Below are 24,969 nucleotides of genomic sequence, written 5' to 3'. Positions count from 1 at the left end.
CATGCACGTGCTCCGGTTCCTGGCCCGGCGGCTGGCCACGCTCGTTGTGGTCACGCTCGCCGCGTCGTTCCTGGTGTTCAGCCTGATGGACCTCGCGCCGGGCACCCCGCTCAGCTTCCTGCTCGGGAACCGGAGCGCGTCGCCCGAGCAGATCGCCGCGGTCAAGGCGAAGTACCACCTCGACGACCCGTTCCTCACCCGCTACTGGTCGTGGCTGACCGACGTCCTGCACGGGGACTTCGGCCGCAGCATCGCCTACAAGCAGAACGTGACGACGCTGCTCGGCGAGCGGATGACGACGACCCTCCTGCTCGTCTTGTACGCCGGCCTCATCATCGCCGTCGTCGGCATCGGTCTGGGGGTGCTCTCCGGCACCCGCCCCGGCGTCGTCGACTCGGCGGTCACGGCCGTGACGACCGGCTTCCTGGCCACGCCGGTCTTCGTGAGCGGGGTCGCGCTGATCTGGCTCTTCGCCCTCAAGCTGGGCTGGTTCCCGATGTTCGGAGCCGGGTCGGGCGCGGGCGACCGGTTGTGGCACCTCACCCTGCCGGCGGTGACGCTGAGCCTCGCGTCGGTGGGCTACCTGGCCCGGATCACCCGGGCCTCGGTGGCCGCCGAGCTCGCGAGCGACCACGTCGAGACCGCGCAGAGCCGCGGCCTGGACGGCGGCTACGTGCTGCGCCACCACGTGCTGCGCAACTCGCTGATCCCGATCTCGACCGTGCTCGGCCTGGCGGTCGCCACACTCATCGCGGGTGCCGTCGTGGTCGAGAGCGTCTTCGGGCTCGACGGCCTCGGATCCCTGCTGGTGCAGGCGATCCTGCGCAGCGACTCCGTCGTGGTGCAGGCCGTGATCCTGGTGCTCGTCGTGAGCTTCGTCGTCATCAACACCGTCGTCGACCTCGTCTACACGCTCGTCGACCCCCGGATCTCGCTCGGCTGAGCGGACAGGAGAAGCGCATGACCACCTTCGCAGCGGCCCCGGTCACGACCGTGGCCTCGCGCCCCCGGCGCTGGGTCCGCCGGGCCTGGCTCGTGCTCGGTCCGGGCGGCACCCTCGCGGCCGGGTTCGTCGCCCTCGTCGTGCTGGCTGCGGTGCTCGCGCCGTGGATCGCGCCGCACGACCCCAACCTGCCCGCCCCGCTCGACGCGTACGCCGGTCCGTCCGGTGCGCACCTGCTCGGCACCGACGCGCTCGGCCGGGACCTGATGTCCCGCCTCATGTACGGCGCCCGCGTCGCCCTGCTCGCGTCGGTCTCGGTGATCGTCCTGTCGAGCATCGTGGGCACGGCGATCGCGCTGCTGAGCGCGTGGGCCGGCGGCGTCGTGGACGCGTTCATCTCCCGGGTGCTCGACATCCTGTTCGCGATCCCGGGCATCATCTTCGCCCTCGGCGCGGTGAGCATCGCCGGGCCCGGCGTGACCGGACCGGTCGTCGGCCTGACGATCGGCTACACGCCGTACGTCGCCCGCATCGTCCGCGGCGCGGCCCTGCGCGAGGTGAAGCTCGACTACGTGTCGGCGGCCTGGGTCCAGGGCCGCAGCGGGCTGGCGATCTGCCTGCGCCACCTGCTGCCCAACCTGATGCCGCTCATCGTCGCGCAGGGCGTCAGCTCGCTCGGCTTCGCGCTGATCGACCTGTCCTCGCTGTCGTTCCTGGGGCTCGGCGTCCAGCCGCCGACCTCGGACTGGGGCCTGACCATGCGCTCGGGCATGGACAGCATCCAGCGCAGCCAGCCGGGCGAGGCGATCGCCGCGGCGCTGTGCATCGGCCTGCTCGTGGGCTCGGTCATCGTGTTGGGAGACAAGCTCTCGAAGCGATCGGAGGAGCGCGCATGAGTGCCGCGCTGAGCATCCAGGACCTGCAGGTGCAGGTCACCGTGGCGGGCGAGCCGCGCACCATCGTCGACGGCGTCAGCCTCGAGATCGGGCCGGGCGAGGCACTCGGCCTGGTGGGGGAGTCCGGCTCCGGGAAGTCCATGACGGCCCGCTCGGTGCTCGGGCTGTTCCCGCGGGCGGCGAAGGTCAGCGGCCGGATCGAGGTGTCCGGCGAGGAGGTGCTCGGCTCCGGGCGCACGACGCTGCGCCGGGTGCGGGCGCGCAAGGCGGCGATGATCTTCCAGGACCCGCGTGCCCACATCAACCCGGTGCACCGGATCGGCGACTTCATGACCGAGGCGATGCGTGCGCACCTCGGCCTCGACGCGGCCACGGCCGCGCGTCGTGCCGTCGACCTGCTCGGCGACGTCGGGATCCCGGACGGGGAGCGGCGCCTGCGGCAGTACCCGCACGAGCTCTCGGGCGGCCTGCTGCAGCGGGTCATGATCGCCACCGCCATCGCGATCGAGCCGGACCTGATCCTGGCCGACGAGCCGACCACCGCGCTCGACGTCACGACCCAGTCGGAGGTCATGGCGATCCTGGGCGACCTCCGCCGCGAGCGCGGGATGGCGATGCTGTTCATCACCCACGACCTCGAGCTCGCCGCCGCCACCTGCGACCGCACCGCCGTGATGTACGCCGGCACGCTGGTCGAGCTGCACGACTCGGACTCGCTCGCGGAGGAGCCGCGGCACCCCTACACCGCGGGCCTGCTGGTCTCGCGGCCGAGCATCGACGTCCAGGTGCCACGGCTGCCGGTGATCCCGGGCCGGCCGCTCGCGGCGTTCGAGGCGGGTGAGGGCTGCTCGTTCGCGAGCAGGTGCGCCCACGTGGCCGACGTGTGCACGACCACGAAGCCGGCGCTGACCGTCGGGGCGGGTGGGGCGGTGGCGTGCCACCGGGCCGACGAGCTCGCCACGACGCTGACCGCGCGGCCCGAGGAGAGGACAGCCGGTGTCTGACCACAGGAGCGGGACGACCGAGGTCGTCGTACGGGTGCAGGACCTCAGCAAGGAGTTCCCCGGCCGCGGCCGGTCGACGGTGACCGCGGTCGACGGGGTGGGCTTCGAGCTGCGGGCGCGGGAGGCGCTGGCGATCGTGGGGGAGTCCGGGTCGGGCAAGACCACCGTGGCCCGGATGCTGATGGGCCTCGAGCAGCGGACCGCCGGCACGATCGAGGTGTGCGGCCGGACCCGCGACGCGCGGCGTCCGGGCACCCGCGAGCGGCGCCGACGGGCCAAGGAGATGCAGCTGGTCTTCCAGGACCCGTACCTCTCCCTCGACCGCTCGCAGCGGATCGGCGACATCGTCGCGACCGCGGTGGCGCTGCAGGGGACGCGCGACCGGGCCGGGCGCCGCGAGCGCACGCTGGAGCTGCTCGAGCAGGTGGGTCTGCTGCCCCGGCACGCCACCATGTACCCGCGCCAGCTCTCCGGAGGACAGCGCCAACGCGTCGCGATCGCCCGTGCGCTGGCCGCCGAGCCGGCCGTGCTCGTGCTCGACGAGGCGGTCGCCGCCCTCGACGTCTCGATCCAGGCCCAGGTCCTCAACCTGCTCTGCGACATCCGCGACAGCAGCGACATCGCGCTGCTGTTCATCACCCACGACCTGGCCGTCGTCAACCAGCTGTGCAGCCGCACCCTGGTCATGCGGCGGGGGCAGGTCGTGGAGGAGGGGCCGACCAGCGAGCTGCTGCACGAGCCGTCGCACGACTACACCCGCCAGCTGATCGACGCCGTGCCCCGGCCGGGGTGGACGCCGTCGCGCTCCCTGTCGTGAGGGTGTCGTGAGGAGGGGCCTGCGCGCCACCCACGTCATCGGGTACGCCGACCGCGACCACCGCCTGCTCCGCGACGGCGAGGTGGTCTGGGAGGACGACCGGATCCTGTACGTCGGGCCGGGCTTCGCGGGTCGGGTCGACGAGTGGACCGACTGCGGCGACGCCGTGGTCGCGCCCGGCTTCGTCGACCTCAACGCGCTCGGCGACATCGACCACGCGATCTTCGACAGCTTCCAGGGGCCTGACCTCGTCGACGGGCAGGAGTGGTCGACGGCGTACGTCGCCGGCGGCCCGCGCGAGCTGTTCACCCGCGAGGAGCTCGCTTTCCGGCGCGAGTACGCGCTGGTGCAGCTGCTGCTCAACGGCATCACCACGGCCGTCCTCATCGGCGCGGAGACCTACCGGGCCTGGGCGGAGACCGAGGAGGAGCACGCCGACGTCGTCGAGATCGCTGGCCGGCTCGGCACCCGCGTCTACCTCGGGCCGAGCTACCGGGCCGGCGTGACCACCGTCGACGCGTCGGGCTATGGCACGCACTGGGACCCGGCGCGCGGCGCCGCCGGGCTGGCGGAGGCCGTCCGCTTCGTCGAGAGGTACGACGGCGCGCACGCCGGCCGGGTCCGCGGGATCCTGCTGCCGGCACGGATCGAGACCCAGACGGCCGACCTGCTCCGGCGTACCCGCGCGGAGGCCGACCGGCTCGGCTGCCGGATCCGGCTGCACGCGGGCCAGTCGCACCACGAGCTCGACGCGTTGCGGTCGACGTACGGGAAGCGACCGGTGGAGGTGCTCGACGAGCTCGGCCTGCTCGGGCCGGACCTGATGGTCCCGCACCTGTGGGCGGTCGACGGGCACTCCGAGGTCGGGCCGGGCGGAGACGACGTCCGCCGGGTCGCCGACCCGGGACCACCGTCGTCTTCTGCCCGCTCGCGTCCGGCCGCTACGGCATGGTGCTGGAGTCCTTCGACCGCTACCGCGAGGCCGGTGTGCGGCTGGGGATGGGCACCGACACCTTCCCGCCGGACATGCTGCGGGCCCTGGACCAGGGGTCGATCCTCACCAAGGCCGTCGAGCGCCGGCAGGACGCCGGGCAGGTCGCGCACCTCCACCGCGCCGCCACTCTCGGCGGTGCGGCCGCGCTGGGGCGCGACGACCTCGGGCGCCTGGCCCCGGGGGCGAAGGCCGACCTGGTCGTCGTCGCGCTCGACGACCTCCGGACCGGACCGATCGACGACCCGGTCCGCACGATGGTCCTGCACGGATCGGGTGCGCACGTGCGCCACGTCGTGGTCGACGGCCGCTTCGTGGTGCGCGACGGGGAGGTGCCCGGCGTCGACGTGGAGGCGATGCGGGCGCGGGCGCAGAGCCTGTTCGACCGCTACCGCGCGATGTTCAGCGGGATCGACCACCGGGGCAGGTCCACCGACGAGCTGATCCCGCCGACGTACCAGCCGCTGTAGCGGTCAGCCCTCGGGCAGGGCGGCGAACGTCTTCTTCACGTCGCGGTACCAGCCCATGCCCGCGATCGGCCGCTTCCACCGGCCCTTCATGTCGTTGCGCGCGGGCACGTGCGCCTCGTCGCCGGCGGCGACCATGTCCTTGAGGTGCTGGTCCTGCTTCTTGATCACCTCGTCGGCCGTCTCGCCGGTGAGGGCCAGGTCGCAGGGGCCGCCGAGCTGCTGGCAGGTCATCGTCTTCATCGTTCCGTCCTTCGTGTCGGGGTTCACGGGGTTGACGTACGTGACGACCGAAGTGTGACATCGGAGCAGCGGGGCACTGGCACGTCATGCCGTCGTACGTCGAGCAGGGCGCCTCCTTCGAGCGCGACATGACCTACATCCCGGACCGGATCACCGCGGACGGAGGCCCGCCGCGCGACCAGCCGACCGACGTACCGCTGTGGCCGGTGGAGCCCGGGCGCTACCGGCTCATCGCCGCCCGCGCCTGCCCGTGGGCCAACCGGAGCATCATCGTCCGCAAGCTGCTCGGGCTCGAGGACGTGATCTCGTGGGGCGCGCCCGGCCCGGTCCACGACGAGCGCAGCTGGACCTTCGACCTCGACCCGGGCGGCGTCGACCCGGTGCTGGGCATCCACTTCCTGCGCGACGCGTACGACGCCCGCATCCCCGACTACCCGCGCGGCGTCACGGTCCCCGCGATCGTGGAGATCGAGTCCGGGAAGGTCGTCACCAACGACTTCCCGTGGATCACCCACGACCTCTTCTTCGAATGGCGCGAGCATCATCGCCCGGACGCACCGGACCTCTGGCCGGCCGACGTGCGCGAGGAGATGGAGGAGGTGATGCACCGCGTCTTCACCGAGGTGAACAACGGCGTCTACCGGTGTGGCTTCGCCGGTTCGCAGGAGGCGTACGACGCGGCGTACGACCGGCTCTGGGCGGCGCTCGACTGGCTGGAGCAACGGCTCGCCACCCGCCGCTACCTGATGGGGCCGGCGATCACCGAGGCCGACGTGCGCCTGTTCACCACGCTCGCGCGGTTCGACGCCGTCTACCACGGCCACTTCAAGTGCAACCGGCAGAAGCTGACCGAGCTGCCGCACCTCTGGGGCTATGCGCGCGACCTGTTCCAGACACCGGGGTTCGTCGACACGATCGACTTCGACCAGATCAAGGCGCACTACTACCGGGTGCACCACGACATCAACCCGACGGGCATCGTGCCGAAGGGCCCTGACGCCGCGACCTGGCTCGAGCCGCACGGGCGGGAGACGCTCGGGGATTGAGCCCCGGCCTCCCGGGTACCGCCGCCGACGACGGCCGCGGACCTGCGGCCGGACCCGACAGGAGGACCTGCGATGACGACGACCCCCGAAGAGCCGCTGAACGACAACGACATCATCTCGTCCGAAGGCGAGCCGCTCCCCGGCCAGGGCGAGTCCTACGGCGGCGGTGACGCCGACGGCACCGACGGTGACGCGACCGACGGTGACGGGACCGACGGCACCGACGGCGACGCCACGGACGGTGACGGGACCGACGGCACCGACGGCGCCGCGACTGCGTGAGCGCGCTCGAGCTGCTCACGGGTGACGCCCAGACCTTCCTCGACAAGGTCTGGGCGTCACGCACGCAGCTGCACCGCACCGACCCGGGGCGGTTCGTCGGTCTGCTGGGGATCGACGACGTCGACCGGCTGCTCACGTCGTCGGCGATCCGCACGCCCGCCGTCCGCGTGGCCCGGGACGGTGCTGTGCTGCCACCTGCCGCGTTCACGCGGCGCGGGGCCAGCCTGGCCGGCGAGCCCCTCACCGGGCTCGTCGACCCGCGCCGTGCGCTGGCGCTCTTCGGCGAGGGCGCGACGATCGTGCTGCAGGGGCTGCACCGCTACCATCCGCCGCTGGGCGACCTGGTCGCCGAGCTGGAGCTGGAGCTCGGCCACCCCTGCCAGGCCAACGCCTACCTGACGCCGCCCGGCGCGCAGGGCTTCGCGCTGCACTCCGACGCGCACGACGTCTTCGTGTTCCAGACCGCCGGTCGCAAGCAGTGGGAGATCCACGGACAGGACGGCCGCGAGGACCTGGTGCTCGAGCCGGGCATGGTCGTCTACCTGCCCGCCGGCACGCGCCACGCCGCCCGCACCGAGCAGGCGGTCTCCCTGCACGTGACCCTCGGCGTCAACCAGCTGACCTGGCGTGGGTTGCTGCGCCGCACGCTCGAGTCCGTGGTGGGCGAGGTGCCGGACGAGCACCTTCCGGCGGGCTTCCTCGAGGACCCCGCTGTCCTCGCCGAGCGCCTCGGTGAGCGACTGGCCGGTCTGGCCGACGCGGTCGCCTCGGTCGACCCGCGGGCCGCCGTCGAGCAGGAGGTACGCCGGTTCCTCACGACCCGGCCGACGCGGGCGAGCGGTGGGCTGCGGGACGTCGTACGCCTCGACGAGCTCGCGGACGCGACGACGCTGCGACGGCGTACCGGCCGGCCGTGTGTGCTCCTGGACCACGGCGACCGGATCGAGGTGCTGCTGGGTGACCGGTCGCTGGACGTGCCGGCCCGGCTGCGCCCGGCGCTGGAGGAGGTCCGTGCGCGGACCACGCTCACGCCGGCCGACCTCACCTCCCTCGATCCGGCCAGCCGCCTGGTGCTCTGCCGGCGGCTGGTGCGTGAGGGACTGCTGGAGCTGGCGGACCCGGACGGTGCCTGAGCCCGCCTTCCGCTGCGCCGCGGCCAGTCTCGGGCGGGACGAGCCGGTCGCCGGGACGGCGACCCACGTGCGCACGTGGCTGCTGCTGGAGCACGCCGGTCCGTGGGGTGCCAAGGCCCTGCGCGACGCCCGGCTGCCGGAGGGGCTGGGGAGTCGCCTGCAACGGCTCGCGGCCGAGCACACGGCCAAGGTGCTGCTCATCCGCCGGCCCCGCGCGCGGCGCGATCCCGAGCGGCTCACCGTGATCGCGGCGTACGCCGATCCGGTCGCGCCGCGGCTGGAGCGCGGCACGGTGGGCGACCTGCGCGAGGTGTTCGACCTCGACCTCGGCGGGCTCCGGGAGGGCCGCGGCAGCGGTCTCGAACCCGCGGACGGGTCGGTCCTCGCGGTGTGCACCAACGGCCGCCACGACGCCTGTTGCGCGGAGCGGGGGCGACCGGTGGCGCTCGCGCTCGGCGCCGCGCACCCCGAGCCGACCTGGGAGGTCTCGCACGTCGGGGGCGACCGGTTCGCCGGCAACCTGGTCGCCCTGCCGCACGGCCTCTACTACGGCCGGCTGGACGAGGAGTCGGCGCTGCGCGTCGCCGGTGCCCACCTCGCCGGCCAGATCGACCTCGAGCACCTGCGCGGGAGGTCGTCGTACGCGATGCCGGTCCAGGCCGCCGAGATCGCCCTGCGCCGGCGACTGGGCCTGGTCGGGATCGACGACGTCCGGCTGGTGCGGGTGAGTCGGGGTGGTGCGGCCACGTTCACCCGGTTCGATGTCGGGAAGGCGACGTACGACGTCGTGGTGCGCACCCTTCCCGGTGCGGCCGAGCGGCTCACGTGCTCGGCCCAGGCCCCCCGCCCGGTGCCGCGCCACCAGCTCGTCGAACTGTTCCGCTCGGCCTGAAAGTTACCCGCGAGTTTTCTTGATTCGTTCAAGATTGTGCGCTTGACTGCGGGTGTGACGACGACCGACTTCGAGCAGCTGCTGCGGGGTGCGGACCTGCGGGTGACGCGTCCCCGGCTCGCGGTGCTCGGGGCGATCGGGGAGCGTCCGCACGCGGACACCGACGCCCTGATCGCCGCCGTCCGCGAGGAGCTGCCCGACGTCTCGCACCAGGCCGTGTACGACGTGCTCCGCGCGCTCACGGCTGCGGGGCTGATCCGCCGGATCCAGCCCGCCAACTCGGTCGCGCGCTACGAGGCGCGGGTCGGGGACAACCACCACCACGTCGTGTGCCGCACCTGCGGTGCGATCGCCGACGTGGACTGCGCGGTCGGGCACACCCCCTGCCTCACCGCCGACGACGACCACGGCTACGCCATCGACGAGGCCGAGGTCATCTACTGGGGCACCTGCCCCGCGTGCTCCACCACCAGTTCCGCCAGCAATCCCGTTTCGGAAGGAAGCAGATGAGCAACACCGAAGGCTGCCCGGTCGTCCATGGCAGCGAGAGCGAGAACCCGGCGATCGACTCGCCGCGGTCGACGGTGCCGCACCCGCGCACCAACCAGGATTGGTGGCCGAACCAGCTCGACCTCTCGGTCCTGCACGCACACTCGACCGCCGGCAACCCGCTGGGTGCCGACTTCGACTACGCCGCGGAGTTCGCCAAGCTCGACGTCGACGCGCTGAAGGCCGACATCGCCGAGGTCCTGCACACCTCGCAGGACTGGTGGCCCGCGGACTTCGGTCACTACGGCGGCCTGATGATCCGGCTGTCCTGGCACGCTGCCGGCACCTACCGCATCTACGACGGTCGCGGTGGCGCCGGTGAGGGCCAGCAGCGCTTCGCGCCGCTCAACTCCTGGCCGGACAACGGCAACCTGGACAAGGCGCGGCGCCTGCTGTGGCCGGTGAAGCAGAAGTACGGCCAGAAGATCTCCTGGTCCGACCTGCTCGTGCTGGCCGGCAACGTGGCCCTCGAGGACATGGGCTTCGAGACCTTCGGCTTCGCCTTCGGCCGCCCCGACACCTGGGAGCCGGAGGAGGTCATCTGGGGCACCGAGGACACCTGGCTCGGCGACGAGCGCTACTCCGGTGACCGCGAGCTCGCCGAGCCGTACGGCGCGGTCCAGATGGGCCTCATCTACGTCAACCCCGAGGGCCCGAACGGCAACCCCGACCCGCTGGCGTCCGCTCGGGACATCCGCGAGACCTTCGGCCGGATGGCGATGAACGACGAGGAGACCGTCGCGCTGATCGCCGGCGGCCACACCTTCGGCAAGACCCACGGCGCGGGCGACCCGACCCTGGTCGGCCCCGAGCCCGAGGCGGCGCCGCTCGAGGAGCAGGGCCTGGGCTGGAAGTCGTCGTACGGCACCGGCAAGGGGGCCGACGCGATCACCTCCGGTCTCGAGGTCACCTGGACCGACAAGCCGACGCAGTGGAGCAACCGCTTCTTCGAGATCCTCTTCGGCCACGAGTGGGAGCTGACCAAGAGCCCCGCCGGTGCGCACCAGTGGGTGGCGAAGGACGCCGAGGCGATCATCCCCGGCCCGGCCGCGGACTCCCCGAAGCGCAAGCCGACCATGCTGACCAGCGACCTCGCGCTGCGGTTCGACCCGGTCTACGGGCCGATCTCGAAGCGGTTCCTGGAGAACCCCGACGAGTTCGCGAAGGCCTTCGCGAAGGCCTGGTACAAGCTGCTCCACCGCGACATGGGCCCGGTCTCGCGCTACCTCGGCCCGTGGGTGCCCGAGCCGCAGATCTGGCAGGACCCGGTGCCGGCCGTCGACCACGAGCTCGTCGGTGACGCCGACATCGCCGCGCTGAAGGACACGCTCCTCGGCTCCGGCCTGACGGTGCAGCAGCTGGTCAAGACCGCCTGGGCCTCGGCCGCGAGCTTCCGTTCGACCGACAAGCGCGGCGGCGCCAACGGCGCGCGGATCCGGCTCGAGCCGCAGCGCAGCTGGGCCGTCAACGACCCCGCGGAGCTCGCGACGGTCCTCGGCAAGCTCGAGCAGATCCAGCAGGAGTTCAACGCCGGTGGCAAGCAGATCTCGCTGGCCGACCTGATCGTGCTCGGTGGCACGGCGGCCATCGAGAAGGCGGCCGCGGACGCGGGCGTCACCATCACGGTGCCGTTCCACCCGGGTCGCACCGACGCCACCGAGGAGCAGACCGACGTCGAGTCCTTCGCGGTGCTGGAGCCGCGGGGCGACGGCTTCCGCAACTACGTCCGGCCGGACGAGAAGCTGCCGGTCGAGAAGCTGCTGGTCGAGCGCGCCTACATGCTCGACGTGACGGCCCCGGAGATGACGGTGCTCGTCGGCGGTCTGCGTGCGCTCGGTGCCAACGCCGGCGGCACCCAGCACGGCGTGCTCACCGACCGCGTCGGCGTGCTGTCGACCGACTTCTTCACCAACCTGCTGGCCCCCGGCACGCAGGTCAAGGCGTCGGAGAACGAGGCGAACGTCTACGAGATCCGCGACGCTGCCACCGGCGAGGTGAAGTGGACGGCCACGGCCAACGACCTGATCTTCGGCTCGAACTCGCAGCTGCGGGCGCTCGCCGAGGTCTACGCGTCCAGCGACGCCGCGGAGAAGTTCGTCAACGACTTCGCCGCCGCGTGGGTCAAGGTCATGGACGCGGACCGGTTCGACCTCCGCTGACCTGGTTGTTGCTGTACGCCGAGGGCCGGCTCTCCTTCTGGGAGGGCCGGCCCTTCGGGGTTTCCTACGGGTTCAGAGGTCTGCGATGAGGCCCTCGACCCGTCGCCGGATCTCGTCGCGGATCGGGCGCACCGCCTCGATCCCCTGGCCGGCCGGGTCGTCGAGCACCCAGTCCTCGTAGCGCTTGCCGGGGTAGAACGGGCACTCGTCGCCGCAGCCCATGGTGATGACCACGTCGGAGGCCTGGACCGCCTCGGAGGTCAGCACCTTCGGCTGGTTGCCGGTGATGTCGATGCCGACCTCGGCCATGGCGGCGACGGCGACCGGGTTGATCGCGTCGGCGGGCTGGGAGCCGGCCGAGAGGACCTCGATCCGGTCGCCGGCGAGGTGCTGCAGGTAGCCCGCGGCCATCTGGGAGCGGCCGGCGTTGTGGACGCAGACGAACAGGACGGTGGGGCGGGTCATGCGGACTCCTTGGGGTGCAGGAAGGCGATCAGGCCGTAGCCGAGGAGGCCGCCCACGGCCTGGGCGCCGATGAAGGGCAGCACGCTGGCCGGAGCGATGCCCGCGAAGGAGTCGCTGAGCGTCCGGCCGATCGTCACCGCCGGGTTGGCGAAGGAGGTCGACGAGGTGAACCAGTACGCCCCCGCGATGTAGCCCGCGACCGCGATGGCGATCGACTCCAGGTGGGTACGCCGCAGCGCCCCGTGGACCACGAGCAGCAGCCCGACCGTCGCGACGACCTCGGCGAACAGGTGCGCCGGGGTCGCCCGGTGGTGGGTGGAGGTCGAGATCGCGGGCAGGCCGAACATCAGGTTCGCGGTGATCGCGCCGAGGACGCCGCCGACCAGCTGGGCGAGGACGAGGGCCACGCCCTCCAGGAGCCAGAGGTTGCCGCGCGCCACCTCGACCGCCGTGACGACCGGGTTGAAGGCCGCGGACACCGACCCGAAGGCGATGATCAGCGCGACCAGTGCGCCGGCGGTGGCGAGGGAGTTCTCGAGGAGCTGCAGGCCGACGTCGGCCGGGGAGAGCCGCGTGGCCATCACGCCCGAGCCGATGACGGCCGCCACCAGGAACGCGGTGCCGAGCAGCTCGGCGACGGCGCGGCGGACCAGGTAGGTCACGCGGTCGGCCCGCCCAGCAAGGCGGCCACGTCGGCGAGTGCGTCCCGGCGTACGGCGTAGTAGACCCAGGTCCCGCGCTTGCTGCGGTCGAGCAGACCGGCGTCGTACAGGACCTTGAGGTGGTGGCTGATCGTCGGCTGGGAGAGGTCGAAGGCCTCGTTGAGGTCACACACGCAGGCCTCGCCGTTCTCGTGCGCGGCGACGAGGGAGAGCAGCCGGAGGCGGGCAGGGTCGGCGAGCGCCTTGAGCAGGGGGGCAACCCGCTCGGCCTGCCGCTGGGTGAGGGGTTCGGAGGTCAGCGGCGAGCAGCAGGCGACCTGCTGGACCGGGGTGAGCTCGAGGGACTTCGACACCCGTCAATATTGACATCTGTCGATGTGTAGGCGCAAGGTGAACATCGACGCTTGTCGATATAGCGGTGGGAGGAGGTGTGTGATGGACGGCTGCTGTGACGAGGATTGCTGCTCGCCGACTTGCTGCTGAGCGATGTCGTGTCACGATGGAGCGATGCCGCAAACAGCTGTTCTCGGGCGGCCGGCGACCGATCAAGGGGTTGTCGGCCGCTCGGGGACCCTGCTCCGCGACCGTTTTCCGTACCTCCTGGACCTGCGTGCTGGACTCGTCGTGTTCCTCGGGTTCGCGGCCCTGGCGATGTCGCCGCTGGGTCGGCACGTCGACCGGCTGACCTACCTGCGTCCGCTGCGGCCGGGGATGTGGGGCTTCGGCCTGGTGCGCGGGTGCCTCGACCACATCGCCAGCCAGGGTGGCGAGGGGATCGTCATGGCGACGCTGGCCGTGGCCTTCGCCGTGCGGATGCGGTCGAGCCTGCCGCTGCTCGTCGCCGGTGCCACCGAGGCGCTGTTCTACGTCACCGGCCTGGTCAAGCTGCTCTTCGCGAAGGACGCGCCTCGGTTCGGCGCGCCGTCGTACTGGGCCGGTGGGTACGTCGACCACGGCAAGTACGGCATGGCCTTCCCCAGCGGGCACACCTCCGAGGTGGTGCTCGTCTTCGGTGCCTGCGTCGTGCTGCTGCACCTGGCGTTCCCGGGCTGGACCGCCGCGCACGCCCGCCGGATCAAGACGGTGTGGATCGCGGTGGGCCTCAACGCGGCCGTCGTGTCGTGGCTGATCGGCACCCACTGGCTCACCGACCTCGTCGCGGGCGCCCTCTTCGGTGCCGTGATGCTGCGGGTGCTGGTCGAGGCGGTGTCGACGGGGTTCCTGCCGGGGGTGGCGGGGCGGGTGGACGGGGTGCTGCGGTTGAGCCGGCCCTCTCGGGCCGTCGAGCCGGCCCGCTCGTCGTTGGTCGAGTAGCCACGAGCGCCAGCGAGTGGCGTATCGAGACCACTCTTGCTTCCTTCGGGGTCGGTGGGTGGCGGCCGCACCGTAGCCCTGGTCAACGACCTCGGGTCTGCGATGCTGGGCGGCATGGTCCTGGACTGAGGCGCACCATCTGAAGCCGTGGTCCGAAGGCGGCAGAACCGACCTCGCCGACGGCGTGCTGCTGTGCTCGCACCATCATCATCGGGCGCACGACACCCGGTACTCGATGACCAAGCTGGCCTCTGGTGACTTCCGGTTCCACCGGAGGACGTGAGGGTCGGGCGCCTACGGGCTATGGGTCGGGTGACCCATAGTCGGTAGCGGCCCGACCACCACCCCTGTGGCGGCCGCGTAGCGGCGGCGCGGGCGAAGCCCGTGCCGACTCCGCGCCGTCTGGCCCGTCGTGAGGGACCCGGGGTCAAGGGCGCCGCAGGCGTCGCGCAGCGATGCCGGAGGCACCCTTGACGTCGGGGCGCGACGGGCTACAGTGCGGCCGCCAACCACCAGCCCGCCGGAGCAGCGATCAGGGAAGGTCGAGGAGCGCGGTCGGGTCGATGTCGTCCTCGATCAGGTCGAGCCCCGATCCCACCGGCGGGATGCCCAGCCCGTCGTCGACGACGACCGGCTCCAGCGCCGGGGATACCCCGGACGCAGACGGCGCCGCAGCGGACGGCGGGGTGTCCCCGACGACCAGCGGCCAGATCGTCCGGAGCACCGCGGACAGGGCGACGCAGCCGGCGGCGATGAGCAGGAACCGGTCCAGGGCGGTGGAGGGGGAGAGCAGCCCCTGGCTGGAGCGGTACGCCGCGGGGGAGGCGATCACGGCGGCGAGCAGGAGCAGTCGGACGTCGATGAAGGGGCGCGGTGCGGGCCGCGGGCGTCGTACGACGTCCACGGCGGCCTGCTTCTTCCTGCTCATCCGGCGGCCACCAGCTCAGCGCCCACCCGTCCGCTGGCCGAAGGCCGATGACCAACCACCCCGACCGACTGCACCTGCTGGGCGGCGCCCAGCTCGGTGTACGCCAGGACGGGGAGGCGTTCGACGGCGGGGGCCACGAGGCGGCGTACCGCCAACCGGATCTGCGGCGCACAGACCAGCACCGGCTGGACGTTCGTGTTCTCGGCGGCGGTGGCGAGCTGGGCGAGCGTGACCAGCACGTGCTGCGCGAGGTCGGGGTCGAGCACCAGCACGGCGCCGCTCTCCGTCTGCCGCATGCCCTCGAGCAGGTTCTGCTCCAGGAGCGGGTCGAAGCTGATGGCGGACAGCATCCCACCCGAGAGGTACGGCGCTGCCAGCGCCGGGTCGAGCGCCGCACGGGCTGCCTCGACGAGACCGTCGCCGTCCTTCGACACCGAGGCCCGCACCGAGAGCGCCTCGAAGATCCGCACCAGATCGCGGATCGGGACGTTCTCGGCCAGCAACGCCCGGAGGACCTGCTGCAGCTCGCCCAGGGACAGGTGGGACGGCGTGAGCTCCTCCACGACGACCGGGTGGGTGCGCTTCACGACGTCGGTGAGCAGCCGGACGTCCTCGCGGCCGAGCAGGCGGCCGGCGTGGTGGTGAACGACCTCGGCCAGGTGCGTGGTGATCACCGACGCGCGGTCGACGACCGTCGCACCCGCGATCTCGGCCTGGTGCCGCAGCTCGGCCGGGATCCACTTGGCCTCGAGTCCGAAGACCGGCTCGCGGGTCGGCGTACCGGGCAGAGAGCCGAGGAAGTCGCCGATCGCGAGGACGGTGCCGCGCGGGGCCTCACCCCGCGCGACCTCGGCGCCGAACAGGTTGATCGTGTAGGTGTTGAGCGGCAGCTCGAGGTTGTCGCGGGTGCGGACCGGAGGGATGACGATGCCGAGCTCGCCCGCCACCTTCCGGCGCAGCGCTTTGACCCGCTCGAGGAGGTCGCCGCCCGTGCGCTGGTCGACCAGGTCGATGAGGTCGGCGGAGAGCTCCAGCCCCAGCGGGTCCACGCGGATCTCCGCGGCCAGCTGCTCGGGCGAGTCGGGGTTGGCCACCGGTCCGTCGGTCGCGTCCGCCCCGACGAGCTCCGGCGAGGACTCGTCCACCCGGCTCGACGCGAGGAGCATCAGGCCACCCGCGACGAGGAACGGCAGCTTGGGAAGGCCGGGGATCAGGCACAGCGCGACCGCACCGCAGCCCGCCACCCGCAGCGGCATCTTCCGGGCCAGCAGCTGGCCGACCAGGTCGGAGCCCATGTCGCCGTCGGACACCGACCGGGTGACGATGAGGCCGGTCGCGACGGACAGCAGCAGCGCAGGGATCTGGGAGACCAGGCCGTCGCCGATCGACAGCAGCGAGTAGGTGTTGATGGCGTCCTTGATCGGCATGTGCATCTGCGCGAGGCCGATGCCGAGGCCGCCGATGAGGTTGACCAGCGTGATCACGATGGCGGCGATCGCGTCGCCCTTCACGAACTTCGAGGCACCGTCCATCGCGCCGTGGAAGTCGGCCTCCGCGTGCACCTCGGCGCGGCGGCGGCGGGCCTCGTCCTCGTTGATCAGGCCGGAGTTGAGGTCGGCGTCGATCGCCATCTGCTTGCCGGGCATCGCGTCGAGGGTGAACCGCGCGCCGACCTCGGCGACGCGGCCGGCGCCGTTGGTGATGACGATGAACTGGATGACGAGCAGGATCGCGAAGACGATCAGGCCGACGATGAGCGAGCCGCCGACGACGAAGTGGCCGAACGTGCCGATCACCTTGCCGGCGTACCCGTCGAGCAGGACGAGCCGTGTCGCGCTGACGTTGAGCGCGAGGCGGAACAGCGTCATCACCAGGATCACGCTGGGGAACGCCGCGAAGTCCAGCGGACGGTGGATGAACATGGCGACCATCAGGACGAGCAGCGCGCCGGTGATGTTGAGCGCGATCAGCATGTCGAGCACGATCGCGGGCAGCGGTACGACGAGCATCACGACGATCATCACGATGCCGATCGGCACACCGAGCTGGTGCAGCGTCTTCTTGGACACGGGCGGCCTCTGCGGTCGAGCGGACGAGCGCCCTCCGTGGCACTGCGATGGTCGCGCCGTCCTGGCGCCTAGGGGGCTGATCGGCGTACGTCGGGAGCACCTGAGGGCCGATCGAGTGGGCCGTCCGGGACTTTGGTCGCGGCCGTCTACGACCTCGACGGGCCCGACGAGGGCGGCACCCTCTACCTGCACGCCTCCGTGGCGGCGGGCTGGATGGGACGGGGCCGGTGCCGGCGGACGTCCAGTCGCGCGCGGACCAGCTCCGTCGTACCTGACCAACGCGTTGGATTTCCGTCGCCAGACCAACGCGTTGGTCAGGTACGACGGGGAGCCCGCCGCTTCCGCCGCGCCGCGCTGAGCACCTCGGGCAGCTCGGCGGCGGCGCGCGGGGTGCGGTGCTCGCCGCCGTACTGACCGGCGGCCCGGCGCGACAGGACGAACGCCAGGACCTGCGCCACGGCGGCCCAGAGCTCGCGCGGGATCTCCATGCCGACCTCGGTGGAGCGGTAGAGCGCCCGGGTGAGGGGGACGTCGTGCACCATCGGCACCCGCTCCTCGAGTGCCCGCTCGCGGATCCGCGCGGCGATCGCGCCGGCGCCGCGGGCCACCACCCGCGGCGCACCCCGCTCGGGCTGGTAGCGCAGCGCGACGGCGAAGTGCGTCGGGTTGACGAGGAGCACGTCGGCGTCGGCGACGTCGGCGAGCATCCGGCTGCGGGCGGCGGCAAGCTGGCGGGAGCGGATCGCCGACTTCACCAGGGGATCGCCCTCGGACTGCCGGTGCTCCTGCTTGATCTCGTGGTGCGACATCTTGAGCTGCTTGCCGATCCGGCGGCGCTGCATCGCGTAGTCGGCCGCGGCCATCACCAGGCCGGCCACGGTGACGGTGAGCAGCAGGTGGGTGATCCGTGAGGAGGTGACCGAGATGACCTCCTCGATCGGCACCAGCCCGCCGATCAGGGGCAGCATCCCGCGCACGGTCTGGTAGGCGATGAGCGCCACGACGCTGGTCTTCGCCAGCATCTTCACGCCCTCCCACCACGCGTGCGGACCGAAGATCCGCTTGGCGCCGGCGAAGGGGTTGAGCTTCTTCGGGTTCGGCTTGGCGAGCTTGGGGGACAGGTAGAACCCGCCCTGGGCGATCGTCGCGAGCAGGCTGACCGCCAGCACCAGCGAGCCGAACACGGTCAGCACCAGGATCAGGTGCAGCGCGTCGCTGCGCAGCAGCGTGAACGCCAGCGACGTCGAGGGGTGCGCGACCGCGGTGAGGTGCGTGATCAGCATCGTCCGCACGTGCCCGGCCTCGAGCCGGAACAGCGGCCCGATCGCCATCGCGACGACCAGCATGGAGAGCCAGGCGCCGAGCTCCGGCGTACGCGCGACCTGGCCGTCCTTGCGGGCCTGCTTCTTCCGCTTCGCGGTGGGCTTCTCGGTCTTCTCCCCGCTGCCGCCGCCGCTCACGACGCTCCCGCCATGGTGGAGAGCGCCTGGTTCGTCAGGTCCACGAGCCGTGACGTGGCGCCGGGCAGCATCGGGAAGCAGAGCCCGAGGAGCATGAGGGTCAGCCCGACCTTGGCCGGGTACATCACGTTCATCGCGTTCAGCTGCGGCGCCACCTTCGTCATGAGGGCCAGCGCGAGGTCGGAGACGAACAGCACGGCGATCAGCGGCAGCGCGATCTGCAGCGCGGTGGTGAAGAACATCGAGAAAGCGGTGGTCACGACCGCCGGCCAGGAATGGATGTCCGGCATCCCGTCCAGACCGATGAAGTTGAAGCTGGTGAGCAGCCCGCCGATGACGAGCAGGTAGCCGCCGGACACCATCATGAGCAGCACCGCGAGCATCTGGTGGAACCGGCCGAAGACGGCGTTCGAGTTCATCGCGAGCGGGTCGTACGCCGCGGCCACGGAGAAGCCGCCGAAGATGTCGATCAGCGAGCCGGCGGCCGCGATCGTCGAGAACAGCAGCATCGTCACGAAGCCCATCGCCACGCCGACGACGACCTGCGCGAGGACGGCGAGCAGCAGGTCGGGGGTGGTGCTCGGCAGGTGCCGGGTCGCGAGCGTGGGTGCCATGTCCAGCGACAGGCCCAGCGAGAGCACGACGCGGCCGGTGACCGGGATGCCCCCGGTGGCGAAGGGAGGTACGACGGACAGCCAGCTGATCACCCGGATGCTGGCCAGCAGCAGGGCGATCAGCGAGGCACCGTCGACGGAGAGGGTCATGGTCGTGAGGCCCGGTCAGGCCAGCAGCCGCGGGACCATCGCGAACAGGTTGTCGGTGAACGACATCAGCGTGTGCAACATCCAGTTGCCGGAGAACAGCAGCGCGAGGCCGATCCCGATCACCTTCGGCACGAAGCTGAGGGTGAACTCCTGGATCTGCGTCATCGACTGGAACAGCGACACGGCGAAGCCGATCACCAGCGCGGTGGCGAGGATGGGCGCGGCCAGCTCGAGCGCGACCACCATGGTCTTCAGGGCGATCTCGATGATCGTGGTGTCGGTCATCAGCCACCACCGGCGTACGACGCGACGAGCGACTTGATGACCAGGGCCCAGCCGTCGACCATCACGAACAGCAGCAGCTTGAACGGGAGCGACACCATCACCGGCGGCATCATCATCATGCCGAGACTCATCAACGCCCCGCTGACGACCATGTCGATCACCAGGAACGGGATGAAGATGATGAAGCCGATGATGAAGGCGTCCTTCAGCTCGGACAGGATGAACGCCGGGATCAGCGTGGCGGTGGACACCTCGGAGCGGTCCGAGGGCAGCGGCCGGTGCGCCACCGAGGTGAGCAGCTCCAGCTCGTGGTCGTCGGTGTTGTCGAGCATGAAGGTCCGCAGCGGCTCCATGCCGTTGTGGAAGGCCTGTGCCGACGTCTCCTTGCCGTGCAGGTAGGGCTGCACGCCGTCGTGGTTCACCTGCGAGATGACCGGCGACATGATGAACAGGCTCAGGAACAGCGCCAGCCCGGCGAGGACCTGGTTGTTCGGCGTCTGCTGCAGCCCGAGCGCGTTGCGGGTCAGGCCGAGCACCACCAGCACCTTGGTGAAGCTGGTGCAGGTGAGCAGGATCGCCGGAAGCAGGCTGATCAGCGTCAGCGCGATCAGGGTGACGAGGCTGTTGCTGGGCTTGTCGGTCAGGCCGGTGAGGTCGACGGTGACGTGACCGGCGCCGGGGCCGTTCGGCCCCTTCGGGCCGGTGGGCCTGGTGGGGTCGGCGAGCGCGCCGACCGGTGAGGTGAGGATCAGGACCAGCGCACCGACGATGCTGAGGAGCAGGAGTCGGAGGGGTCTGCGCAGGGTCCCGATCATGACGCTTCGCGTTCCTCGGGTGGTGCGTTGCCGGTGAAGACGGCCATGGTCTGCTTCCAGGTGGCGGGGGAGAGGAGCGAGCCGGCGAGCGGTGACGAGCTCGATGCCCGAGGCGGGAGAGGTACGTCGATCGGCTCGTCGGCCACGAGCTCCTCGGGGTCGAGCTCGGCGAGCAGGCTGACCTGCTGGTCCGTCGTACCGACGAGGAGGACCCGGGAGCCCACGGTCAGCACCGCGACGCCCGACGAGCGGGTCAGCGACTGCCGGGCGACGACCTGGACGGTCGCGCCGGACGCCGACTTGAAGCGCTTGTTCGCGAAGCGGGCCATCAGGAACAGCAGGCCCACGACGATCGCGAGCGACCCGATCAGCCGGAAGCCCAGGCCGACGACGCTGGTGTCGGACATCGCGTCAGACCGTCGCGGCGGCGTCGACGATCTCGGTGACGCGCAGCCCGAAGTCCTCGTCGATGACGACGACCTCGCCGCGGGCCACGAGCCGGCCGTTGACGAGCAGGTCGGCGGGGCTGCCGGCGGCCCGGTCCAGCTCGAGGACCGTGCCCGGGGTCAAGGCGAGCAGGTCGCGGACCGTCATCCGGGTGCGGCCCAGCTCGACGGTGACCTCCATGTCGACGCCCTGCAGCATCTCCAGGCCGCGGACGACCGGGCTCGGCGCGCTGAAGGCGGGGACGAACGGCTCGTCGGTGATGCCGGCCGGGGAGTCGGGGACCTCCGGCAGCGGAGCGGCCGTGACCGGGGGCATCGGTGCGATCGGCTCGCCCGCGCCGTCCAGGGTGGCCTGGGGGAGCAGGAGGGCCGCGGCGATGCCGGTGCCGATCACGGGGACGGTGGTGAAGTCGTTGCCGACGACGTCCGTGATGGAGAAGGTCTCGGCGTCGGTGTCGAGCCGCTCCGCCGTACGGGCCCGGGCGCCGAGGCGACCTGCGGCCGCGTCGAGCGCGGGCTGGACGGCGGCGGCGAGGTCGAGCGCGCCCATCGGCGAGGAGGCCAGGGCGTCGACCAGCTCCTGGCCGACGCAGACGACGACGCAGCCGGGAACCCCGTCCAGCTCCACCCGCACCGCCCCGGCGAACGCCGACAGCACGTGCGGCGAGCCCGGCTGGGCCGGCGCCACCGTCAGCGGCGACACCGCCGGGAGCAGCGCTGCGGTCGCCTCGGCGACGGCCTCGGCGAGGTTCTGGTCGGTCATTGGTCCTCCGGAGGGGTGGCGACGATGAGCGCCGCGAGCCGCTGACCGCGGGCTCCCGGCGTGGCATGGGCGTAGGTGGAGCCCGCGAAGCTGACCTCGAGGGGCGCCGCGGCGGGGTGGGTCAGGCGCAGCACGCTGCCGGGCTGCAGGTCGGCGATCGCGGCGGGGGAGAGGTCGATCGGCCGAAGCCGTACGGCGACCTCGACCGGCACCTGCGCGAACTGCTCCTGCAGCAGCCGGGCCGACTGCGCGCGCTGGGCCTTCTCGCGGTCGGACACCGCGCCGTTGCCGCTCGCGTTGGCCAGGTGGGGCAGCAGGCCGGAGAACGGCAGGCAGACGGTGAGCCGGTGCGGCTGCTCGCCGATGCGCAGCTCGAAGGTCACGACGACCATGACGTCGGCGGCGCCGGCGACCTGGGCGAACTGGGGGCTGTACTCGACGCCCGTCGCGGTCGGCTCCAGCGCCACGATCGGGGTCAGCGAGTAGCGCATCTCGCTGAGCAGGCGCTCGATGAAGCCGCGGATCACGCCGTCCTCGATCTCGGTCAGCGGCCGCTCGGGCTGCTCGTCGGACCCCGGCCCGCCGAGCATGTGGTCCAGGCACGACATGGTCGCGAACAGCGGGATCTCGAGGACCCCGGTGCCGGGCATCGGGTCGGCCGAGAAGAGCGTCATGTACGTCGACGCGCCGAGGCTGTCGACGTACTCGGCATAGGTGCGCTGGGCGATCTCGACGAGCGTCACCGAGCAGACCGTGCGCAGCGAGCTGGTGAAGACGGTGGTCGCCTGCCGCGCGAAGCCGTCGAACCCCAGCTGCAGGGTCCGCTGGTGCTCGCGGGAGAGCTGGATCGGCCGCCGGAAGTCGTACGGCGTCGGCTCGCTCGCAGGACGGCGACGCGTCCGGCCGGAACCGGTCGTCGGGGCAGGGGTCACGTGCGCCAGATCGGTGCCCGGGGTCGCCGGTTGAGCCCTCTGGGGACGAACTGGCCGAGGGTCCGTGAGATCCGGGACGAAGTCCCGGCCTACTGGGTGACGAACTCGGTGAAGTAGACGTCCATGACGTCGCCGTCGTAGGCCTTCTCGAGGTCCTTCTCGAGCTCGGTTCGCAGCTTCTCGCGCTGGGAGCGCTTGTCCACCTCGGCGACCGGGAGCCCGGAGAACACCTCGATGGCGGCGTCGAGCGCCTTGCTGCCGTCGACGGGGTCCTTGCCTGCCTTGGTGGTGAGCTGCAGGGCGATGCCGAGCCGCAGGTAGTGACCGTCGGCGAGGTTGACCTGGATCGAGTCGAGCGGGGCGACGGCGCCCGGCTTCGGCACCGCGGGGCCGCTGGGCTTGAGGAAGAACCAGTAGCCGGCGCCGCCCATGGCGAGGAGGAGTACCACCACGCCGATGACCAGCTTCTTCCTCGATCCCCCGGCGTCCTCGGACGCGGTGCCCGCCTCGGGCTGCAGGACGGCGGCGCTCATGACTTCTTCTCCATCTGGTCGTACACCTTCGTGAACAGGGCGCGGGTCTCCGGCGGGGCCTGCGACAGGACGACGACGTCGACGCGCTTGTTGATCTCCTGCGATCCCGGGAGCGAGGGGTCCATCAGCGGCTTGGTGTGCCCGAAGCCGGTGGCCTCGAGGCGGTCGGCGGGCAGCCCGTCGTCCTCCTGGAGCCGGCGCAGCACGGTGATCGCACGAGCCGCGGAGAGGTCCCAGTCGGTGGGGTAGTACTTCGGGTGGACCTTCTCCTGGTTGGTGTGCCCGTCCAGCTCGATCGGCTCGGGGAGCTGGACCAGCACCGGCGCGATCGTGTCGACGACCCGTTCGCCGCGCGGGGTGAGGGTGGCGACGTCGTACCCGAAGACGACGTGGCGCGACACCAGGCTGACGACGAGGCCGCGCTCGTCCACCGTGGCTTGTACGTCGCCGCGCAGCCCCTGCTTCTCCAGCGCGGTCCTGATCTGCTTCCAGATCTTGATCAGCCGGTGCACCTCCACCTTCGCTGCCGACTCCTGGGCCTGCGTCCGGACGGAGTCGATCTTGTGCAGCACCTGGGTCGCGGCGGCGCGCTGCGAGGACGGCAGGCTGTTGATCAGCTGGTCGATCGGGGAGGAGCCGGGCGTGGTGGCGCCCTCGTCGTCGAGCAGCGGGCTCGAGCCGCTGAGGATCGACACGGAGTGCCCGAAGCCCTTCGCCAGGCCGTCCTTGAGCGCCTTGAACTTCGTCGCGTCGACGGTCGACATCGCGAACATGACGATGAAGAGGACCATCAGCAGGGTCACCATGTCGGCGTACGTCACCAGCCAGCGCTCGTGACCGCCGCCGTGCTCGTCGTGCTCCTCCTCGTGGTGCCGCCGGCGGACGGGTCCCTTGCCCGACATCACGCGGCCTTCGCGTCGGTCTCGGCCGCGTCGGCCGGGAGCAGGGAGCGGAGCTTCTCCGCGACCAGGCGCGGGTTGGCGCCCGCCTGGATGGCGGCGACGCCCTCGACGGCGACCTCCATCCGGGCCCGCTCCAGCTCGCCGAGCCGCGTCAGCCGGTTGCCGATCGGCAACCAGATCACGTTGGCGCTCATGACGCCCCACAGCGTCGCCACGAACGCACCCGCGATGAGCGGGCCGAGGGTCTCCGGCGTGGAGAGGTTCTCCAGCACGTGCACCAGGCCCATGACGGTGCCGATGATGCCGATGGTCGGCGCGTAGCCGCCCGCGTCGGCGAAGAACTTCGCGGCCTGCTTGTCGTCGCGGCGCTTGGCGCGCAGCTCGGCCTCGAGGATGTCGCGCAGCTCCTCGGGGTCGGTGCCGTCGATGGCCATCGTGACGCCCTTGACCAGGAAGGGGTCGGGGATGTCCTTGACCGCGTCCTCCAGGGCGAGCAGGCCCTCGCGGCGGGCCCGCTCGGCCAGCTGGACGACCTGGGGGACCAGATCGGTGGCCGGGGCGACGCCGGTGGTGAAGGCGCGCTTGATGTTCCTGACCGCGGCCTTGGCGTCCGTCATCGAGCCGCCCGCGACGGTGACCATCATGGTCGTGCCGAAGACGAGCAGCATGGGGGCGACGGAGAAGAGGCTCATCGGGTTGCCGCCCTCGAGCACGTTGGCGGCGATGATGACGGCGAAGCCGGCTCCGACTCCGATCATCGCGGCGGGGTCCTTCATCGGTCCTCCCCCCGGTCGCGGCGGTCGTCCCGGTGGTTCGGTACGGCGGACAGCCGGCCCGCCCCCAGCGCGGACCCGTGCGGCGGTGCCGGTGGAACCGTCGCGCTCTCGAAGAAGGAGGCCCGCGCGACGATCCGGGCGCGGTAGTCGAGCACCTCGGCCAGCACCACCTCGAGCGGCTCGGCGACGACGTACTTGGTGCCGTCGACGAGCGTGATCACCGTGTCCGGTGTGCTGTCGACGCGCTCGATCAGGTCGGCGTTCAACAGGAATGCCGTGCCCGAGAGCCGGGCCAGCGTGATCATCGGGGCACCTCCGTGTGCGGGTCGTTCGCGATGGCCGTCCTTGGCCGGAACGCCCTCCCCATCGGCATCGGGGAGGGCGTCCTGAGGCCGAAAGACCTCGGTGATCGAGTAGCCGCGAGGAACGAGCG

30 protein-coding genes are annotated in these 24,969 nt (G+C 71.6%); 13 read left to right on the top strand and 17 right to left on the bottom strand.

Going from position 1 to position 24,969, the window contains the following annotated elements:
- Position 1 precedes the first annotated feature (1 nt).
- The 5 genes from ACYVAQ_RS12265 to ACYVAQ_RS12245 all read left to right on the top strand — a co-directional run bounded on the left by ACYVAQ_RS12265 (position 2) and on the right by ACYVAQ_RS12245 (position 5,121).
- Positions 2-943 carry an ABC transporter permease gene (locus ACYVAQ_RS12265; protein WP_460789845.1) on the top strand — a complete coding sequence of 314 codons (942 nt, stop codon included), beginning with the start codon at positions 2-4 and terminating at the stop codon, positions 941-943.
- A gap of 17 nt (positions 944-960) precedes the next feature.
- A complete protein-coding gene (locus ACYVAQ_RS12260) occupies positions 961-1,839 on the top strand; it encodes an ABC transporter permease (protein ID WP_460789842.1) in 879 nt (292 codons plus the stop codon).
- On the top strand, positions 1,836-2,843 hold the full coding sequence (locus tag ACYVAQ_RS12255; RefSeq protein WP_460789840.1) for an ABC transporter ATP-binding protein: 1,008 nt from the start codon (positions 1,836-1,838) through the stop codon (positions 2,841-2,843). Before ACYVAQ_RS12260 ends, ACYVAQ_RS12255 begins: the two co-directional genes overlap by 4 nt.
- Complete coding sequence (locus ACYVAQ_RS12250) at positions 2,836-3,660, top strand: ABC transporter ATP-binding protein (RefSeq protein WP_460789838.1); 825 nt, start codon at positions 2,836-2,838, stop codon at positions 3,658-3,660. The genes ACYVAQ_RS12255 and ACYVAQ_RS12250 overlap by 8 nt, the downstream gene beginning before the upstream one ends.
- 948 nt (positions 3,661-4,608) lie before the next feature.
- Entirely contained in the window at positions 4,609-5,121 is a 513-nt protein-coding gene (locus tag ACYVAQ_RS12245) for an amidohydrolase family protein (protein WP_460789836.1), read from the top strand.
- A 3-nt stretch (positions 5,122-5,124) separates the two neighbouring features.
- Here ACYVAQ_RS12245 and ACYVAQ_RS12240 read toward each other — a convergent pair whose 3' ends face one another.
- Positions 5,125-5,361: a hypothetical protein gene (locus tag ACYVAQ_RS12240; RefSeq protein WP_460789834.1), complete on the bottom strand. Its 237-nt coding sequence runs from the start codon at positions 5,359-5,361 to the stop codon at positions 5,125-5,127.
- 86 nt (positions 5,362-5,447) lie between these two features.
- Here ACYVAQ_RS12240 and ACYVAQ_RS12235 point away from each other — a divergent pair, with 86 nt between their 5' ends.
- The 6 genes from ACYVAQ_RS12235 to katG all read left to right on the top strand — a co-directional run bounded on the left by ACYVAQ_RS12235 (position 5,448) and on the right by katG (position 11,422).
- Positions 5,448-6,407: a glutathione S-transferase family protein gene (locus ACYVAQ_RS12235; RefSeq protein ID WP_460789832.1), complete on the top strand. Its 960-nt coding sequence runs from the start codon at positions 5,448-5,450 to the stop codon at positions 6,405-6,407.
- Between the two features lie 72 nt (positions 6,408-6,479).
- The gene (locus ACYVAQ_RS12230) at positions 6,480-6,689 is read left to right on the top strand and encodes a hypothetical protein (protein WP_460789830.1); all 210 of its coding nucleotides are present in this window, start codon (positions 6,480-6,482) and stop codon (positions 6,687-6,689) included.
- Positions 6,686-7,822: a cupin domain-containing protein gene (locus ACYVAQ_RS12225; protein ID WP_460789828.1), complete on the top strand. Its 1,137-nt coding sequence runs from the start codon at positions 6,686-6,688 to the stop codon at positions 7,820-7,822. The genes ACYVAQ_RS12230 and ACYVAQ_RS12225 overlap by 4 nt, the downstream gene beginning before the upstream one ends.
- Entirely contained in the window at positions 7,815-8,714 is a 900-nt protein-coding gene (locus tag ACYVAQ_RS12220; protein ID WP_460789826.1) for a sucrase ferredoxin, read from the top strand. Before ACYVAQ_RS12225 ends, ACYVAQ_RS12220 begins: the two co-directional genes overlap by 8 nt.
- A gap of 54 nt (positions 8,715-8,768) precedes the next feature.
- Positions 8,769-9,224: a Fur family transcriptional regulator gene (locus tag ACYVAQ_RS12215; RefSeq protein WP_460789825.1), complete on the top strand. Its 456-nt coding sequence runs from the start codon at positions 8,769-8,771 to the stop codon at positions 9,222-9,224.
- Positions 9,221-11,422 (top strand): catalase/peroxidase HPI, encoded by a 2,202-nt coding sequence (gene katG, locus ACYVAQ_RS12210; protein ID WP_460789823.1) that lies wholly within the window; start codon positions 9,221-9,223, stop codon positions 11,420-11,422. The genes ACYVAQ_RS12215 and katG overlap by 4 nt, the downstream gene beginning before the upstream one ends.
- A 72-nt stretch (positions 11,423-11,494) precedes the next feature.
- On the opposite strand, the gene ACYVAQ_RS12205 is transcribed toward katG, so the two are convergent.
- From ACYVAQ_RS12205 to ACYVAQ_RS12195, 3 genes are read right to left on the bottom strand one after another with little or no spacing between them, the layout of a single operon-like run.
- Positions 11,495-11,887, bottom strand: coding sequence for an arsenate reductase ArsC (locus ACYVAQ_RS12205; protein ID WP_460789822.1), 393 nt, complete (start codon positions 11,885-11,887; stop codon positions 11,495-11,497).
- The gene (locus tag ACYVAQ_RS12200) at positions 11,884-12,549 is read right to left on the bottom strand and encodes an aquaporin (RefSeq protein ID WP_460789821.1); all 666 of its coding nucleotides are present in this window, start codon (positions 12,547-12,549) and stop codon (positions 11,884-11,886) included. The genes ACYVAQ_RS12205 and ACYVAQ_RS12200 overlap by 4 nt, the downstream gene beginning before the upstream one ends.
- Entirely contained in the window at positions 12,546-12,902 is a 357-nt protein-coding gene (locus ACYVAQ_RS12195; protein ID WP_460789819.1) for an ArsR/SmtB family transcription factor, read from the bottom strand. Before ACYVAQ_RS12195 ends, ACYVAQ_RS12200 begins: the two co-directional genes overlap by 4 nt.
- Positions 12,903-13,173: 271 nt before the next feature.
- Between ACYVAQ_RS12195 and ACYVAQ_RS12190 the strand changes: the two genes are divergently transcribed.
- Both ACYVAQ_RS12190 and ACYVAQ_RS12185 read left to right on the top strand, forming a co-directional pair.
- Positions 13,174-13,863, top strand: a complete 690-nt coding sequence (locus ACYVAQ_RS12190) for a phosphatase PAP2 family protein (protein ID WP_460789816.1) — start codon at positions 13,174-13,176, stop codon at positions 13,861-13,863.
- A 97-nt stretch (positions 13,864-13,960) separates the two neighbouring features.
- Positions 13,961-14,146 carry an HNH endonuclease gene (locus tag ACYVAQ_RS12185; protein WP_460790205.1) on the top strand — a complete coding sequence of 62 codons (186 nt, stop codon included), beginning with the start codon at positions 13,961-13,963 and terminating at the stop codon, positions 14,144-14,146.
- Between the two features lie 249 nt (positions 14,147-14,395).
- Here the strand turns inward: ACYVAQ_RS12185 and ACYVAQ_RS12180 are convergent, their stop codons facing one another.
- The 13 genes from ACYVAQ_RS12180 to ACYVAQ_RS12120 all read right to left on the bottom strand — a co-directional run bounded on the left by ACYVAQ_RS12180 (position 14,396) and on the right by ACYVAQ_RS12120 (position 24,841).
- Positions 14,396-14,791, bottom strand: coding sequence for a hypothetical protein (locus ACYVAQ_RS12180; RefSeq protein WP_460789814.1), 396 nt, complete (start codon positions 14,789-14,791; stop codon positions 14,396-14,398).
- Positions 14,788-16,860 carry a flagellar biosynthesis protein FlhA gene (locus ACYVAQ_RS12175; protein WP_460789812.1) on the bottom strand — a complete coding sequence of 691 codons (2,073 nt, stop codon included), beginning with the start codon at positions 16,858-16,860 and terminating at the stop codon, positions 14,788-14,790. Before ACYVAQ_RS12175 ends, ACYVAQ_RS12180 begins: the two co-directional genes overlap by 4 nt.
- Before the next feature lie 314 nt (positions 16,861-17,174).
- Positions 17,175-18,320 carry an EscU/YscU/HrcU family type III secretion system export apparatus switch protein gene (locus ACYVAQ_RS12170; protein ID WP_460789810.1) on the bottom strand — a complete coding sequence of 382 codons (1,146 nt, stop codon included), beginning with the start codon at positions 18,318-18,320 and terminating at the stop codon, positions 17,175-17,177.
- Positions 18,317-19,084 carry a flagellar biosynthetic protein FliR gene (locus tag ACYVAQ_RS12165; RefSeq protein WP_460789808.1) on the bottom strand — a complete coding sequence of 256 codons (768 nt, stop codon included), beginning with the start codon at positions 19,082-19,084 and terminating at the stop codon, positions 18,317-18,319. The genes ACYVAQ_RS12170 and ACYVAQ_RS12165 overlap by 4 nt, the downstream gene beginning before the upstream one ends.
- A gap of 15 nt (positions 19,085-19,099) precedes the next feature.
- Positions 19,100-19,369, bottom strand: coding sequence for a flagellar biosynthesis protein FliQ (fliQ, locus tag ACYVAQ_RS12160; protein ID WP_460789806.1), 270 nt, complete (start codon positions 19,367-19,369; stop codon positions 19,100-19,102).
- Positions 19,369-20,184: a flagellar type III secretion system pore protein FliP gene (fliP, locus tag ACYVAQ_RS12155; protein WP_460789804.1), complete on the bottom strand. Its 816-nt coding sequence runs from the start codon at positions 20,182-20,184 to the stop codon at positions 19,369-19,371. Before fliP ends, fliQ begins: the two co-directional genes overlap by 1 nt.
- Positions 20,181-20,591 carry a FliO/MopB family protein gene (locus ACYVAQ_RS12150; protein ID WP_460789802.1) on the bottom strand — a complete coding sequence of 137 codons (411 nt, stop codon included), beginning with the start codon at positions 20,589-20,591 and terminating at the stop codon, positions 20,181-20,183. The genes fliP and ACYVAQ_RS12150 overlap by 4 nt, the downstream gene beginning before the upstream one ends.
- Before the next feature lie 4 nt (positions 20,592-20,595).
- Positions 20,596-21,393: a flagellar motor switch protein FliN gene (gene fliN / locus ACYVAQ_RS12145; RefSeq protein ID WP_460789800.1), complete on the bottom strand. Its 798-nt coding sequence runs from the start codon at positions 21,391-21,393 to the stop codon at positions 20,596-20,598.
- Complete coding sequence (locus ACYVAQ_RS12140; RefSeq protein ID WP_460789796.1) at positions 21,390-22,325, bottom strand: flagellar motor switch protein FliM; 936 nt, start codon at positions 22,323-22,325, stop codon at positions 21,390-21,392. Before ACYVAQ_RS12140 ends, fliN begins: the two co-directional genes overlap by 4 nt.
- Before the next feature lie 89 nt (positions 22,326-22,414).
- Entirely contained in the window at positions 22,415-22,858 is a 444-nt protein-coding gene (locus ACYVAQ_RS12135) for a flagellar basal body-associated FliL family protein (protein ID WP_460789795.1), read from the bottom strand.
- Complete coding sequence (locus ACYVAQ_RS12130; protein WP_460789793.1) at positions 22,855-23,760, bottom strand: OmpA/MotB family protein; 906 nt, start codon at positions 23,758-23,760, stop codon at positions 22,855-22,857. Before ACYVAQ_RS12130 ends, ACYVAQ_RS12135 begins: the two co-directional genes overlap by 4 nt.
- A complete protein-coding gene (locus ACYVAQ_RS12125; RefSeq protein WP_460789791.1) occupies positions 23,760-24,536 on the bottom strand; it encodes a motility protein A in 777 nt (258 codons plus the stop codon). Before ACYVAQ_RS12125 ends, ACYVAQ_RS12130 begins: the two co-directional genes overlap by 1 nt.
- Positions 24,533-24,841 carry a flagellar FlbD family protein gene (locus tag ACYVAQ_RS12120; RefSeq protein WP_460789789.1) on the bottom strand — a complete coding sequence of 103 codons (309 nt, stop codon included), beginning with the start codon at positions 24,839-24,841 and terminating at the stop codon, positions 24,533-24,535. The genes ACYVAQ_RS12125 and ACYVAQ_RS12120 overlap by 4 nt, the downstream gene beginning before the upstream one ends.
- Between the last annotated feature and the right edge of the window lie 128 nt (positions 24,842-24,969).

The sequence above is a fragment of the Nocardioides maradonensis genome (assembly GCF_054777115.1).
The sequence above is the reverse complement of the archived record's forward strand: the minus strand, read 5'-3'. Positions and strand labels throughout refer to the sequence as shown.